The sequence below is a fragment of the Actinomycetes bacterium genome (assembly GCA_024222295.1).
Classification (GTDB): domain Bacteria; phylum Actinomycetota; class Acidimicrobiia; order Acidimicrobiales; family Microtrichaceae; genus JAAEPF01.
Genome location: JAAEPF010000023.1, coordinates 349,531 through 363,534, shown reverse-complemented (window position 1 = coordinate 363,534; position 14,004 = coordinate 349,531). Strand labels below are relative to the sequence as shown.

At 67.8% G+C, this 14,004-nt stretch carries 18 protein-coding genes; 8 read left to right on the top strand and 10 right to left on the bottom strand.

Going from position 1 to position 14,004, the window contains the following annotated elements; all coding sequences use genetic code 11:
- Positions 1 to 26 precede the first annotated feature (26 nt).
- Positions 27 to 518: a helix-turn-helix domain-containing protein gene (locus GY812_07600; GenBank protein MCP4435344.1), complete on the bottom strand. Its 492-nt coding sequence runs from the start codon at positions 516 to 518 to the stop codon at positions 27 to 29.
- Positions 519 to 702: 184 nt separating this feature from the next.
- Between GY812_07600 and GY812_07595 the strand changes: the two genes are divergently transcribed.
- On the top strand, positions 703 to 1,221 hold the full coding sequence (locus GY812_07595) for a hypothetical protein (GenBank protein MCP4435343.1): 519 nt from the start codon (positions 703 to 705) through the stop codon (positions 1,219 to 1,221).
- Positions 1,222 to 1,231: 10 nt separating this feature from the next.
- Here GY812_07595 and GY812_07590 read toward each other — a convergent pair whose 3' ends face one another.
- Together GY812_07590 and GY812_07585 are read right to left on the bottom strand one after the other, a co-directional pair.
- Positions 1,232 to 2,212: a hypothetical protein gene (locus GY812_07590; GenBank protein ID MCP4435342.1), complete on the bottom strand. Its 981-nt coding sequence runs from the start codon at positions 2,210 to 2,212 to the stop codon at positions 1,232 to 1,234.
- Between the two features lies 1 nt (position 2,213).
- Complete coding sequence (locus GY812_07585) at positions 2,214 to 2,450, bottom strand: MoaD/ThiS family protein (protein ID MCP4435341.1); 237 nt, start codon at positions 2,448 to 2,450, stop codon at positions 2,214 to 2,216.
- An 84-nt stretch (positions 2,451 to 2,534) separates the two neighbouring features.
- Here GY812_07585 and GY812_07580 point away from each other — a divergent pair, with 84 nt between their 5' ends.
- Positions 2,535 to 3,119 carry a histidine phosphatase family protein gene (locus GY812_07580; protein MCP4435340.1) on the top strand — a complete coding sequence of 195 codons (585 nt, stop codon included), beginning with the start codon at positions 2,535 to 2,537 and terminating at the stop codon, positions 3,117 to 3,119.
- Here GY812_07580 and GY812_07575 read toward each other — a convergent pair.
- Positions 3,116 to 3,379, bottom strand: a complete 264-nt coding sequence (locus GY812_07575) for a hypothetical protein (protein ID MCP4435339.1) — start codon at positions 3,377 to 3,379, stop codon at positions 3,116 to 3,118. The genes GY812_07580 and GY812_07575 overlap by 4 nt on opposite strands.
- A gap of 42 nt (positions 3,380 to 3,421) precedes the next feature.
- On the opposite strand from GY812_07575, the gene GY812_07570 reads away from it, so the two are divergent.
- Both GY812_07570 and GY812_07565 read left to right on the top strand, forming a co-directional pair.
- Positions 3,422 to 3,880 carry a hypothetical protein gene (locus tag GY812_07570; protein ID MCP4435338.1) on the top strand — a complete coding sequence of 153 codons (459 nt, stop codon included), beginning with the start codon at positions 3,422 to 3,424 and terminating at the stop codon, positions 3,878 to 3,880.
- Positions 3,881 to 3,976: 96 nt separating this feature from the next.
- Positions 3,977 to 4,249, top strand: a complete 273-nt coding sequence (locus tag GY812_07565; protein ID MCP4435337.1) for a DUF3039 domain-containing protein — start codon at positions 3,977 to 3,979, stop codon at positions 4,247 to 4,249.
- A 9-nt stretch (positions 4,250 to 4,258) separates the two neighbouring features.
- On the opposite strand, the gene GY812_07560 is transcribed toward GY812_07565, so the two are convergent.
- Positions 4,259 to 5,020 (bottom strand): Asp/Glu racemase, encoded by a 762-nt coding sequence (locus GY812_07560; GenBank protein MCP4435336.1) that lies wholly within the window; start codon positions 5,018 to 5,020, stop codon positions 4,259 to 4,261.
- 213 nt (positions 5,021 to 5,233) lie between these two features.
- Between GY812_07560 and GY812_07555 the strand changes: the two genes are divergently transcribed.
- Positions 5,234 to 6,724, top strand: a complete 1,491-nt coding sequence (locus GY812_07555) for an AI-2E family transporter (GenBank protein ID MCP4435335.1) — start codon at positions 5,234 to 5,236, stop codon at positions 6,722 to 6,724.
- 6 nt (positions 6,725 to 6,730) lie between these two features.
- Here the strand turns inward: GY812_07555 and GY812_07550 are convergent, their stop codons facing one another.
- From GY812_07550 to GY812_07535, 4 genes are all read right to left on the bottom strand, one after another.
- Positions 6,731 to 7,543: an SDR family NAD(P)-dependent oxidoreductase gene (locus GY812_07550; GenBank protein ID MCP4435334.1), complete on the bottom strand. Its 813-nt coding sequence runs from the start codon at positions 7,541 to 7,543 to the stop codon at positions 6,731 to 6,733.
- Between the two features lie 5 nt (positions 7,544 to 7,548).
- Positions 7,549 to 8,388 carry an enoyl-CoA hydratase gene (locus GY812_07545; GenBank protein MCP4435333.1) on the bottom strand — a complete coding sequence of 280 codons (840 nt, stop codon included), beginning with the start codon at positions 8,386 to 8,388 and terminating at the stop codon, positions 7,549 to 7,551.
- Positions 8,389 to 8,464: 76 nt separating this feature from the next.
- Entirely contained in the window at positions 8,465 to 9,295 is an 831-nt protein-coding gene (locus tag GY812_07540; GenBank protein ID MCP4435332.1) for an SDR family NAD(P)-dependent oxidoreductase, read from the bottom strand.
- A 42-nt stretch (positions 9,296 to 9,337) separates the two neighbouring features.
- A complete protein-coding gene (locus GY812_07535; protein MCP4435331.1) occupies positions 9,338 to 9,844 on the bottom strand; it encodes a histone deacetylase in 507 nt (168 codons plus the stop codon).
- A 152-nt stretch (positions 9,845 to 9,996) separates the two neighbouring features.
- Here GY812_07535 and GY812_07530 point away from each other — a divergent pair, with 152 nt between their 5' ends.
- Both GY812_07530 and GY812_07525 read left to right on the top strand, forming a co-directional pair.
- The gene (locus GY812_07530; protein MCP4435330.1) at positions 9,997 to 10,494 is read left to right on the top strand and encodes a nuclear transport factor 2 family protein; all 498 of its coding nucleotides are present in this window, start codon (positions 9,997 to 9,999) and stop codon (positions 10,492 to 10,494) included.
- A gap of 20 nt (positions 10,495 to 10,514) precedes the next feature.
- Entirely contained in the window at positions 10,515 to 11,675 is a 1,161-nt protein-coding gene (locus tag GY812_07525) for a DUF418 domain-containing protein (protein MCP4435329.1), read from the top strand.
- A 27-nt stretch (positions 11,676 to 11,702) separates the two neighbouring features.
- On the opposite strand, the gene GY812_07520 is transcribed toward GY812_07525, so the two are convergent.
- Complete coding sequence (locus tag GY812_07520) at positions 11,703 to 13,127, bottom strand: sulfatase-like hydrolase/transferase (protein MCP4435328.1); 1,425 nt, start codon at positions 13,125 to 13,127, stop codon at positions 11,703 to 11,705.
- Positions 13,128 to 13,248: 121 nt separating this feature from the next.
- Here GY812_07520 and GY812_07515 point away from each other — a divergent pair, with 121 nt between their 5' ends.
- Positions 13,249 to 13,959: a hypothetical protein gene (locus GY812_07515; protein MCP4435327.1), complete on the top strand. Its 711-nt coding sequence runs from the start codon at positions 13,249 to 13,251 to the stop codon at positions 13,957 to 13,959.
- Positions 13,960 to 14,004: the final 45 nt, after the last annotated feature.

The window sequence follows — 14,004 nt, the reverse complement described above, 5'->3', positions numbered from 1 at the left end:
CAGCAGGATCCGAAGGAAGCCGCCAGTCAGTCGTCAGCGGCGTCGAGGTCGTCGGCAGCGGGATCGGCTACCTCGTCCGACGCGGCATCGACGTGTTCCCGGCCCGTTCGGGTCGTCACGTCTTCGGCGGGGTCCTCATCGACCGCACTGGCTTCCTCGAGGTCGTTCTCGCGCAGGAACGACTCGTAGATGTGGATGAGGGTCTTCTTCTGGTCCTCGGTGATCCGGGTGTCGCGGCGGATCTCGGCCACCGGGTCGACGATGTCCGTCGGCTCGTCGAGGATGCCCGCGCGCACGTAGAGGGTCTCGGAGGAGATCTCGAGCGCCCGCGCGATCTGCTGGAGTATCTCCGCAGACGGGCGGCGCAGGCCGCGTTCGATCTGCGAGAGGTACGGATTGGACACACCGGCGCGCTCGGACAACTTCCGCAGCGACAGCTCACCGATCGCGCGCTGCTCCCTGATGAACTCGCCGAGGTCGTTCCAGCGGCGGTCGATGTCATCCTTCACGTCGGGCATCACCATCGAGGGTACCGCCCTGGACCCACAACCAGGGCCGACCGGCGCACTGACCCTGGGGGCGCCCGAAGCGACATTCGGGCCACATCGATGCAACGGCGTCACCGCTCGATAACCTCGGGGGGTCAGGCACGGCGCTCCAGCCGGCCGCCGCAGCCGGTTCCGACGGAGGTACGGCCCGCAAATGATCGAACCCGACAGCCTCATCGACAATCCCGAGCCCCAGGACCTGGGCCAGTTGGAGATGTCCAACCTGCGCTCGGTCCGCGAACAACTACAGGAAGTCGAGTACGGCTACTCCTATGCGCGCCGCGTGGTGCAGGGCAGGCTCGACACCGTTCTCGGTGTGCTCGAGCACAAGAACCAGGGCGACCAGGGCAGCGACCCGATCCTCGAGATGCCCGAAACGCTGGGCAACCGGATCAAGGGGCCGGGCCTGCCACGGCCAACCCGCGGCCTCGAGCCACCGGAATGGGCCGATGACCTGCTGACCGAGCTCAACGACGCCGTCTCACTGGAGGACCTGTCGAACCTGGCCGACATGGACACCGACGTGCTGGCCGACCTCGCCGAGACCATCTCGGGCATCGAACGGCAACTGAGCGAGACGCGCTCCGGGCTGCACATGCGCATCGAGCGGGTCCAGGCGGAGCTGATCTCGCGCTATCGCCAGGGCGCCGGCGTCGAAGACCTGCTGACCTGACCCGGCGACCTCAGGTCACCGCCCACACGGCGGCCAGCATCAGCGGACCAGACACGAGGTAGGCGTCGAGGCGCCTCATCGCCCCTGCCCGGGAGGTGGCGGCCGGCAACTCGGCCGACACCAGCATCTGGCCGAGCGGGCATGCCAGCACCATCACTGCGCCCACTATCCACGCGGTCGCCCGGTCGAATGGCTGGGCCTCGAACGCGGATGCGGCGAAAGTCACCGCCAGAAGGCCGATCGCTCCCGTCACCGGACCCTCGAGCCGGCTCGATGACTCGGCCGCACCGATGAAGTAGCCGGCGTCGTAGAACGACACCGCCACCACGAGGAACAGCGCCGCCCACTGCTCGTCGCGGGCCACAAGCACGATGGACATCGCTGGTATTGCGGCGAGCACGGCGCCGATCACCGCTGCCCCGGCAGCGGCCGGCTTGCGCCCCGAAACCGTGACCACGATCACCAGCAGCAGCGGCGCCGTCATCAGCGCGATGCCGCCCAAGGCGGTGCCCAGTCCGGCGCCGGCTACGCACACGACGGCGGTCACCGCCGATGCAGCAGGTCCCCAACCGGGCAGCTTCGATGCGCGGGGTTGCCCGGCCCAGACCTTGGTGACCTGCCAGGCAGCCACGGCGGCAGCAACCGACCACAGGCCGAGCACGGTCCAGCGCCCCAGGAGGACCGATGCCACCGCGGCAACGAACCACAGCACGCCCAACTTCACCCGTGGCCCCTGGATGTCGGGCCGGGCGAGCAGCCGCCGCACTTCCTGGTCGCCGCGGTTGCGCCTGACCACCTTGGCGTTGCCGGCGTCGGCGGCCTGTGCCTCACCGCCGTTGGAACCCCCGGCCGACCTGGCCGGCTTCGACGACTTCTTCTTCTCCTTGACGGGCTTCTTCTTTGACTTGACGGGCTTCTTCTTCGCCCTGGACTTGCCCGACCCCTCGGCGACGGGCTGCCTGGAACCGGACCCGCCCTCGCGCGATGCCACCTCAGCCCCCCGACACCGGCGGCAGGACGGCAACCTCGTCGTCGTCGGCAACCTCGTCGTCGGGGGCAACAGGATCTCCGTTGCGCCAGATCCTGCTTGCGGCCACGACCTGTTCCATCTCCGTGCCGTACCGCGCGGCGAGGGCGGAGGTGACCTCCCGGACAGTCGAACCCTCGACCCGGACCGACGCGGATCCAGCGGCCTCGCGGGCCTGGGCGAACAGCAGCACTACGGGCACGCGCGGAGGTTAGAGGATCGTGGCGCTCGTAAAGGCGTCCGTCGCACCTGTGGTTCCGCCGGGCTCACCTGTAGGGTGCTCGCCGTGACGAACGTCCTGCTGGTCAGGCACGGCCAATCTGAATGGAACGCGGCGGGCCGATGGCAGGGCCAGGCCGACCCAGAGTTGACCGACCTCGGCCGGCAACAGGCGGGCCAGGCTGCCCGAGCCGTGGGAGCCGTGGACGCGATCTTCGCATCGCCGCTTCGTCGTGCCGCGACGACCGCGGCGATCATCGCGGACGACATCGGGATCGGCCCGGTCGTGGTCGTGGACGGGCTGATGGAACGCCACGCCGGGGAGTGGCAAGGCCTCACGCGCGCAGAGATCGAGGAGGCGTTCCCGGGCTTCCTGGCCGCCGAGAAGCGGCCGCCGGGATGGGAGGACGACTCGCTGGTCGAACAGCGCGCCTTTGCTGCCCTCGATGCCATCGCACTCAGCGGAGCCGGGGACCACGTGCTCGCCGTGGCCCACGCCGGGATCGTGTACGCGATCGAGCGCACCCTGGGTGCCGAGTGGGAACGGCTAGCGAACCTGGGGGGCCGGTGGCTGGTTCGCGACGACGGCGGCTGGATGCTGGGCGAGCGCGTCCACCTGCTGATCGAGGAGACGATCCCCGACCAGCTCTAGGGCGTGTCCGGCTGCACCCGCGGCCCGGGCGCCTGCTCCGGGTGTGGCGCCTGCTCCGGGTGGGATTGTGGCTGGAGTTCCAGTTGGGCGTCGGACTCGATCGGGAAGCGCTCAGTCGACACGACGGCGCGGATCTCGGCCGCGGCGGACTCACCCCCGTCGGATTCCGCGACGATGCGATCGACCGTCTCCATCGCCGAGGCGACAGCGGCGATGTCGGACTCGAACTCCTCGAGGCGGGCTGCATCCTGGGTGTCCATCGGAATCACGGTAGCCGCACGGCGCGCCATAGCTTGTGCTCGATGACGACCCTGCCTGCACAGCCGGCGACGATCCTGGCGGCACTCGGAAACGCCACTGGGACCGACCAGGCCAACTCCGGAGTGCTCGTGCGGTCATTCGTCATCGCCCTGTTGATAATGGCGCCGGTCGCCGCCTGGCAGTGGCGTCGGATCAAGCAGGCCCGCGCGGCAGCCCGAGCCGAAACCGCCGATGGGACCGAAGTGGCCGGCCCACGCGATCAGGGCGACGACAACAGCCTCGAAGCGCTCATGGAGTCGATCGCCTCGACCGTGCACGGCATGGCACCCGGCGACTCGGCGAGCTTCACGGCGGCGGGCGGGCTCACGATCGACGGCCAGGCCGCCGATCCCCCGCTCATCGACGTGTTGTTGCGCGACTCCATCGCCCGCCACGGGCTGCAGGTCGTGTCGGTGGACCGGCAGGCCGATGCGACGGTCTACCGGTGCCAACTTCACTGAGCGGCTGTTCCTGCGGCACCGCGGGCGCGAAACTGTGCGTGCGACCCGAAGGGGATACCGACGATGACCACTGAAGCGCCCACGGCCGAGCCCACGATGGCTCCGCCGGCGACGACCACGATCACCGAGGAAACCACCGAAACCGAGGACGGACCGGTGGCGCACATCGTGAAGACCAAGCGTGGCGAGGATGCAACGGCGAAGGTGCTGGGCGCACGCGTCGAAGGCACACCGCTGGAGGCACTGTGCGGTCACGTATGGGTGCCGAGCCGCGACCCCAAGCGGCTACCCATGTGTCAGAAGTGCAAGGACATCTACGAGATGTACCGCAACTTCAACGACGACCTCGGCGAGACCCCGCGTACCTGAGCCGGCCGCTCAGAACTCTTCGAAGAGGCGGCCCAGGCCGTCGAACTGGTCATCCACGCCACTCGAGCGCAGCGCCTGCCACGAGGTCGCGAGGTTGATCGGCAGCACTGGCTTCTCGAGCATCTTCTCGATCGTCGGGAACACGTCGGCGGTGGACAGGTTGGTGCCCACCTGCACGATCGCGTCCACGTCTGGGCCGTCGATCTTCTGGACTGCCTCGAACACATCGGAGAACGGGGTACCGGCGATCGCATCAGTGGTGTTCTCACACCGCAGCCCGTAGACCTCACCTATGTCGTATCCCGATTCGGTGAAGAACTTAACGACGTTCTCGTCGCCCACCGGCTGGTAGGGCGTGAGCACGCTGATCTTCTTGATGTCTCCGAGCTTGTCGAGCGCCTCGAGCACGGCGTTGGCTCCCATGGTGAGCCCGAGGTCGCCTATCTGTTCCTGGACACGCTGGATGAACGCTTCGTTTCCCTCGATGCCTCCCCAGAAAGTCTCCGCTGACATGCCCATCATCACGTGGGTGGGGTTGCAGGTCATCACGTCGCGCACCGACAGCGGGATGGTCTGGCGGATCAGGTCGAGGAAGTGCAGGAAGTTGTCGTCATCGGACAGGTCCTGGTGCTCGACGTAGAACCGGCCGGGATGCCATGTGACTCCGCGCAGGCCCGCTGCGGCCAGCTTCTGCAGGTCGTACTCGACCGCAGTGTTGGTGGACGGGATGATCACGCCGATCTTGGCCCGGTGTCCGATGTAGTTCTGCATGCCGGCCATTGCCTTACCCCTGGTGCTCGGTGACGCCCGTACCGGGCGTGTATCGGTCAGCGGAACAGCGTTCCGCAAGTGAGACTAGGTCGCGATCGCCGTGGAGTCCACGGCCGGCACCGCAGCACCGGCCGCCCGATGCCCTGACGGTCCACCCGTTTCGGCCCCCCAGCGGGCAGCGTTTAGGGGTACCAGCGCAGCGAGGTGACGCCAATGGCCGACGACGAGAACGAGCCCACGCCGACCGAAGGCTCCGGAAATGACGATGCAGGACCGGGAGAGGTCCACAACGAGGAGCAACCGCAGACGCTGCTGACCGGGCTCCAGCAGCGACGTCATCCGCCCGGCCATCTGGAGCCGGAGTCACCGCGGTGGAGCCCCCAGACCAAGAACATCGTGGCGGTGTCATTCGCCGTCGTGGTGTTGCTGGTGGTCTACATCAGCCGCAACGTGCTGGCCGTGGCTGCACTCGCCGGCCTGATCGCGTTCCTCATCGCGCCCGCCATCCGCTTCCTGCACTTCCGGCTGAAGGTGCCGCGGGTCCTCGCTCTGTTGGTCACCTACTTCGCCGTGTTCATCGGCATCTCGGCAATGAGCTTCCTCGTGGTCGACGGCATCGTCGGCGCAGTGTCCGAGATCGACATCGACGAGGCCGAGCAGTCGCTGCGATCCACAGCCGAGGACTTCCTGAACGACGTCCGCGAGATCAAGATCGCCGGCTACACGATCGACTTGTCCGAGACCGTGGATCCGCTACTCGAGGACCTGAACCAGGACGGCGACAAGTCGTCGGACTCCGGTTCCGGTTCTTCCGATTCGGGTTCATCCAACGACTCGGGGTCCTCGGACAACTCGGGATCCGGGAGCGACGACAGCTCCAAGGAGGAGGACAGCAAGCGTTTCGCGCTCGACTCGGACCAGTTGCAGAGCCTGTTCGGTGGGCTGACCTCATCGGTCGGAGCACTCGGCTCCAGCCTGCTCGCCGCATTCATGTCCGGTGTGATCACGGTGCTCGTGGCCATATACCTCAATGCCGACAGCACCAAGTTCCGCAACTCCCTGTTCCGCTCGTTGCCCGACAGCTACGTCGGTGACGCCCAGCGCCTCGGCCAGAGAACCCTGAGCATCTGGCGTGGCTACCTCTACGGGCAATTGCTCAACAGCCTCATAGTCGGCCTGTTGATGTGGCTCGTGTTGTGGTTGGTGGGCCTGCCGGGCGCGTTCGTGTTCGCGCTCATACTCGGCGTGCTCAACATGATCCCCACTTTCGGACCGATCCTCGCCGCGATACCCGCGGTGATCGCCGCGCTGGCGCTCGGCTCTTCGAAGCTCGACTGGAGCAACCTCACCTTCGCCCTGCTGATCGTGGCGCTCTACCTGATCGTCGTTCAGTTGCAGTCCAACCTGGTGGCTCCGTTCATCACGGGGCGGGCAGTGAAGCTGTCGCCGGCCACTGTGATAATCGGGCTGCTGGTAGGCGTGCAGGTGGGCGGCCTGGTGGGTGCGGTGCTGGTCGTGCCGATCATCGCCACCGGCAAGGAGTACGGCCGGTACATCCTCGCCAAGCTGACCGACGGTGATGTGTTCCCACCGGAGCTGTACGACGAGTTCACCGGGGGTGAGCCCGACCCCGATGGCGACGACGACTCCGAGACGGCAGATACCTCCGACATGGCAGCCGACCCGGAGCCCGCCGGCAACTGAACGACGTCAGTCGATCGTGAACACACCTCGGTAGGCCGCGATGTGGTCCTCGTCGGGGGCCTGCTGCCAGGGACGAACGACCTCGGCACCCACGTCGTCACAGGTGTGGCGCAGGGGCACGCCGCCGGGCCGCTGCGCGCGAGCCTCCTCGATGGCATCCACGATCGACGCTGCGGCGGACGCAACGGGCACCGCGCGGTCGTCGGTCGCAGGCCGCAACCGGGCCACGACTTCGGCCAGCGCGGCATAGTCACCCTCGCCGATCCTCGCCGGGTCAGTCGCCGATCCGGCGAGCATGTCGGTCTCGACCGGTCCGGGCAGCACCTCGATCACGCGGATGCCCTGCGGCGCTAGCTCGATGGCCAGTGACTCCGAGATCGCCGCAACCGCAGCCTTCGATGCGCGGTACAGCGAGAAGAAGGGCATCGGCACCGCCAGGCCCGCGGAGGTGATGTTGCACACAACTGAGTCATCGCCGGCGCGCAGCGAGGGCAACGCCATGCGCGTCACCTCCGCCAGCCCGACCACGTTGGTCTCCAGCACCTGGCGCCACTGCGCGGCCTGCACCATCTCGAGCGGAAGGTTGTCCGGATCGACACCGGCGTTGTTGACGAGCGCGTCCAACCGCCGCGGGATCACGCCCGGGTCGGGATCCGTGACGTCGAGGCGCACTGCCGACACGCCATCGGGCAGCGGCTCGTCGGGCTCACGGCGGATGCCGCCGAGCACCTCGTAACCCCGGGCCGCGAACTCGGCGCAGATTCCGCGGCCGATCCCGCGGCCGGCGCCCGTGACCAGCGCGACCGGACGGCTGCCCATTGGTCCTACGCCTCCCCGGCGCGGTAGTCGCCGAACGGTTCGTCGCGCTCGGTCAAGGCCCCGGTAAGGCCCTCGCCGCCGCGCGCACGCCCGATGAAGTCCGCCATCGTCTCGGTGTGGATACCGAGCGCACAGATCTCCGTGCCGGCGCGGATCGCCGTGCGCAGCCCCATCACCTCCATCGCCCTGTGCACAGTGCGCTTGTTGAGCTGCGCCACATCGGAGGGCACGTTGGTGATCCGCCCGGCCACGGCCAGGACCTCGTCATCGAGTGACGCCTCGGGAAAGGCACGGTTGGCCCAACCGAGGCGCACCGCCTCGTCACCCGACACCCAGTCGCCGGTCAGCATCATCTCCATTGCGGCACGCATGCCCATGAACCATGCGTGGAACTGCATGTCGGGAACCCCGAAACGCACCGCGGGATACCCGATGCGCGCATCGTCGGCCACGTAGACCAGGTCGCATCCGGTCGCGAGTTCGCTTCCTCCCGCCAGGCACCAACCGTGCACCTGGGCGATCACCGGCTTGGCCAAGTCCCAGATTCCCATCCAGGCGTCGGTGACATGGCGGGGCCACTGCCCTTCCCCTCCTGGGGTGAAGTGCGGCATCTCGAGGCCCTCGTTGCCGTCGCCGAGTTCGTAGCCCGCCGAGAAGCAGTCGCCCGCTCCCCGGATGATGCTCACCGACACCTCGGGATCGTCGTCGGCTTCCCGCAGCGCGTCGATCACACCACCGCGCACGGCATGGTTGAGCGCGTTGCGCTTGTCTGGGCGGTTCAGTGTGATCCGCCGCACTCCCGGCGCCGGATCATCGACCAGTACTGCACCCTCGGTCTCGGACATCTCATTCACCTCTGGTTCTCAACAACTGTGTCGGGCGGCTGCACCGCCGACGGTCTCCCGAATGCGCCGCATCAAGTCAACGACGCCGCCTGCGACCGGTCAGCGCCGCCTTGATCGCTGCATCAGCGAGCCGGGTCGGCATGCGTTCGAGCCACACCCGGCTGCGCGCCGGGTACACCGAATAGGCCACTTTCGGGCGGCGTGCGGTCAGAGCTTCGTACACGACCTCGGCCAACTCGACGGGCGGATGGGCCCGGCCCTCTTCACCCGCCGCCAACTCGCCCGTGCGACGCAGCTCCGCACCGAACCAGCGCGAAGCAGCCGAGGCAGCGGCAAATCGGCGTTCGACCGACTCGACCATGGACGTGCGAAACGGACCGGGTTGTACCTTCACGACACGGACCCCCACCAACGAGGCCTCCCGGCGCAGTGAGTCGCTGTAGGCCTCTATCGCGTGCTTGCTCAGGGCGTACGCACCGTTGAATGGTCCGCCGCTCTGCCAACCGGTCTCCGATGAGATGTTGACGATGCGCCCGCGGGCCGCGACGAGCTGGTCGAACAAGGTCCGGTTGACACGCCAGGTGCCGAAGACGTTGATGTCGACCACTCGCCGCAGCGGCGCCTCGGGCATCTCGGCCATCGAGCCGATCTCGAGCACGCCCGCGAAGTTGACCACCGCATCGAGGTGCCCGCCGGTGGCAACCAGCACCGTATCGGCGAGAGCGGCGACGGATGCCTGGTCGGTCACATCGGTGACAACGGCTTCGATCCCGCGCCGGTGGCCGAGCCGTTCGAGGACGTCGGATTCGAGGTCGGCGGCGAACACCGACCACCCGTTGTTGGCCAGCTGCCGCGCAGTTGCAGAGCCGAGACCTCCGGCCGCACCTGTGACCACCACCGATCGCATCGGGGGAGTCTGTCAGACCGGGCGACCCGTCACGACGGCAAGTCAGGCGCTGCGCTCGACCAGTTCCAGGTATGCAGGCGACGGGTCACTCAGCGCCGGCGGATCGGAGGATGTCACCAGCACAGCAGCCACCCCATCGATCGGGCCCAGGCCGAGCAGTGTGTCGTAGCGGCCCTGCGCCACCACCATCGCCTCACCCGGGTCGGGCAGCCGCGCCAGGTCGGGGCCGGGCGCCTCTCCGCCACACTCCTGGGCCACGAGATCGCTCAGCTGCTCGAGTGTGATCAGCCACGACACGCAGTCGGTGTCGGCACCGGGATCGGGCGCGATGTCGATGAACGCGACGCCGCCACCCCACACCGGGCTCTCACCTGCGAAGAACATGCGGTGCGTGATCTGCAGGTTCAGTGAGCGCCGCGGCAGGCTTCGGTCGCGCGCTCCGCGGTAGGTCCGTCGTGAGCCCTCCGGACGGCCACCTTCCAGGTAGCAGGCGAGCCGGCCGGCCACCTTGTTGGAGCCGTAGGCGACATACCAGACAAGGTCGTGCACGCCGACACGGTAGTGAGGCGACCCCACGGCGATCTCGCATGGACCTCACCTGGGGCATCGCGTGGAACTCGGGCGGCGCAGGGCTGCCTAGGATCGCTGCACCAGCTGCCTGCCGAATGCAGAGGCCGGCAAGCCACACCGGGGGATGACAGATGGCCGACACCCAGCACTCAGACGGACAGGTTCCAGGTCCAGCCCGCCTCGTGGACACCATCGCGATCCAGGGACTTGTGGCCGCCTACGCACACTCGGTCGACGACCGCGACTGGGCACGGTGGGAGGCGCTGTTCACCGCCGACGCGCGGATCGACTACGTGTCAGCCGGCGGCATTGCCGGCAACCCGGCCGAGCTGGCGGCATGGATGCCCGATGCCATGGCGGCGTTCAGGTGGTGCCTGCATTCCATCTCGACCCATGAGATCGACTTCGCCGATGACGACAACGCCACAGGACGCGTGCACGTGTTCAACCGCAACGGCGTGGAGTGGGAGGGCAAACCCGAGATCGTCGACGTGGGCGCGGTGTACCAGGACCGCTACGTGCGCTCGACTGACCGCTGGCTGTTCGCCGAGCGCATCGAGCACACCAAGTACATCGTCGGCGGCCAGTTCGCGGACATGATCCGGGAAGCCGCACCGCCCCTACCCTGATCGACGCCACACTGGGACACATGTCGCTCCCCTCCAGCACGCCGCGGGGACGCGGCCCCACACAGCCCGGGGCACGCATCACCAACCTCGATGCCGTTCGGGGGGTGGCCGTGCTCGGCATCCTGCCGATGAACGTGGTCAGCTACGCGCTGGTCGATCCCGCCTACTTCAACGTCGACTCGGCTGGTTCCAACAACGCCCTCGACCGGGCGATCGGGCTGCTCGGCGAAGTGTTCGTCGACCAGAAGTTCATGGGTCTTTTCTCCATGCTGTTCGGCGCAGGGATCGTCCTGTTCGCCGACCGGGCCGCCGCCAAGCGGGTGCACCCGGTGCTGCTGAGCATCTGGCGCAATGTGCTGTTGCTCGGCATCGGCCTGTTCCACGCCTGGCTGTGGGAAGGCGACGTGCTGATCGTCTACGCGCTGTGCGCCCCGATCCTCATACTCGTGCGCAAGCTGCCCCCCGCACTACTGGTGCTGACGGGTGCGGCCGTCTTCCTGGTAGCGCCCATCGCCAACACGATCGCACAGGCGACTGTCGACGAACCCTCGGACCTGGCCAACGTGTGGGTGCAGGCCGCGGACCCGGAGGCGGAGCCGTCCGACGAGGTCGGGCTGGCATTGCTCGTCGACTTCTTCGCCCGGGCGCTCGGCATGATGCTCATTGGCGCGGCCCTGTACCGACTCGGGGTGCTCAACGGCACCAGGCCGGCAGCCTTCTACCGGCGCCTCGCGGGGTGGGGGCTGGGCATCGGCATCCCACTGGCGGTCGCCGGTGCGGCATGGATGGCTGTCGACGGCTGGTCGATCGACGTCGCATTGGTGGGCAGCGTTCCCAACTCCCTGGCCACCATTCCGATGGTGCTCGGCTACCTGGGCGTGATCACGCTGTGGAACGCAGCGCCGGACTCGCCCGCGCGCCTGCGGATCAGGGCGGTCGGGCGAATGGCACTGACCAACTACCTGGCGCAGACCGGGCTGGGCCTGGCGGTGTTCAGCGTTGCGCTGGGTGCGTTCGATGCATCGCGCACCACAGCCCTCGCGTTCGTGGTGGTGGTGTGGGCGCTCGAACTCTGGTGGTCAACTGCCTGGCTCGAGCGTTTCCGTTTCGGTCCCGTGGAGTGGCTCTGGCGCACTGCCACCTACTTCCGCCTCCAGCCGATCGTCGTCGACCAGACCTGATCAGACCCTGGGTCGCCGCGCCGGGGTTCAGCCCAACCAGGTTGCCGTGAGGGCATCGTCGAAGCGGGAGTCCTTGTCCCAGGGCACGACACCCGAGGTCTCCAGCAGCCAGTCGAGGATGTGGCCGCGCATAGAGGTGACCACGTCCTGGTGATCGGCGGCGTCGATGAGGTTGGTGGTCTCCGCCGGATCGGTCGCACGGTCATACAGCTCGTCGGTGTCGTGGCGGCGCAGTACATAGGTCCAGTCCTTCGAGCGGACAGCCACCGCCTTGCCGCACAAGGTGATGTCGTCGTGCATCAGCGAGACCTTGCGCTCGTAGTCGCCGTCGATGCGCTCCTCGAGTACCGGCTCCTCGCCGGGATCGAAGCCGCCTTCGCTGAAGGCCAGGTCTCGGTGCCTGTCGGTCTCGCCCGATGCCACCGGCACGAGTGACCGGCCGAAGCAGGTGTAGCCGGCCTCGATACCGGCAAGGTCGTGCACGGTGGCGCTCACGTCGACCATCTCGGCCATGGAGTCGACGACCCGGCCCGCGGGCGCGCCAGGCAGACGCACCAACAACGGGTTGCGCACCAGCGAGTCGTCGAGGGCGGCGGGCCATTTCTCCACCAGACCGAAGTCGCCGAGCCATTCGCCATGATCAGTGAAGAAGAACACCGCCGTGCGCTCGTCATGGCCCGAGTCATCCAGGGCCGTCATCACACGACCCAGCTGGTCATCCACCCGGCTCACCATTCCGTAGTACGTGGCGATCAGTTCAGCCCAGTCGGCGTCGGTCAACCGGTCCAACCGGTAGGAGTCGCGTATCGCCTCGTGGTAGCGGGGCTTGCCTGCCGCCGGTGCCAGCGGAGACGGCACCGCTGCCCTGTCGTGCATGGAGAACCACGGCTCGCCGACTGTGAAGGGCGGGTGTGGGTACACCAGTGCCACCAGCAGGCACCAGGGCTCCGGCAGGCCTTCGGTGAGCCAGTCGACCGCCGTGCGCGTCTGCGCCTCGTCGAGGTCGAGCAGGTCATGGGCCAGGCCACCACCGTAGAAGGCCGCCCGCATGGGCGAGTCCTGCGGGACGACCCCCGCATGCCACGCGCCCACATCGGCCAGGGCGGGCCTGACCGTGTAGCCGAACCGATCACAACTGGCCTCGGTGACACCGGGAGCCATCATGTCGCCGCGCGAACCGGCCAGTGCCACGTGGTACCCGGCGTCGCGCAGTGACCCGAAGACGTTTGGCTCCGTCGGTGAGAGCAGGTTGTTCAGGGTCCGGTGCCCGCTCGAGTGCGGGTACCACCCCGTGAACATGGAGATCCGGCTCTGGGTGCACACCGAAGCCTGCGACCAGGCGTTGTCGAAGCGTGCCCCCACGGCAGCCAGCGCGTCGATGTTGGGGGTCGATGCGACGCTGTTGCCGAATGCACCAACACAGTCCGCACGGAGCTGGTCGGGCATGAACATCAAGATGTTGGGTCGATCCGCCACATCGCGTGGTCTACCAGCTTCGGCCGACACCGTCGTCCATCAGGCGGGTTGCCCAACGGTGATAACAATGGCAGCCGGCCGGGCACGGAGGAATGCGTTGGCGATCAGGACCGACCTCGAGGCAGCGATGGCCGTGCTCCCGCAGGGCGCGGACCGCGACCTGGTGCGCGCCGCGCTCGACCCCTCGGTGCGCGGGTTCAGCCGACTCGAGTTCCTTGGCGACGCAGTGCTCGGCCTGGCTGTCTTCGCATCCGGCGAGGCGGCCGGACGCAAGAGACCCACGCTGCTCAAGGCCGTGTCCAACGACGCCCTGCGGGCACTCAAGGACAAGTCATTCGACCAACTCACCTCGGCGCCCACCGGTGACGTCATCGAGACCCTCATCGGCGCGATCCACCTGTCGTGCGGATTCACCTTCGCCGCGCGCTGGGCAGTGCAACAGTGCCTCCCCGACGTGTCGCCGGTGACGGGAGGCGACGAGGCCAGCCGCGAGGCCGCCGCGCTGATCGACCGAAGCGGGCTCACCTTCATCGGCGCGGCCGTCATGTCAGCCGTGGTCGCTGACCATCTGTGCACCACCGAACCCCGTCGCAGCCAGCGGTGGTACAGCGAGACACGACACAGCCTGCTCGAGCGCCAGCGCGTTGCCGCCCTGCTGGCCACGAGCCAGGGAGACGAGCGCCCGGGGGAGCACGACTGGAAGCGCCTGGTCGATCGCTTCGAGCGCGCAGCGGCACGCTCCTATCTCGACTCGGGTTGGGACTGTCGCACCGCAGTGCTGTCGGCCCTTCACGTGAACGCCGCGTAGGCCGTTGCTCGGTTGAGGGTCCGTCGGCCGGGACGACCGACGCTC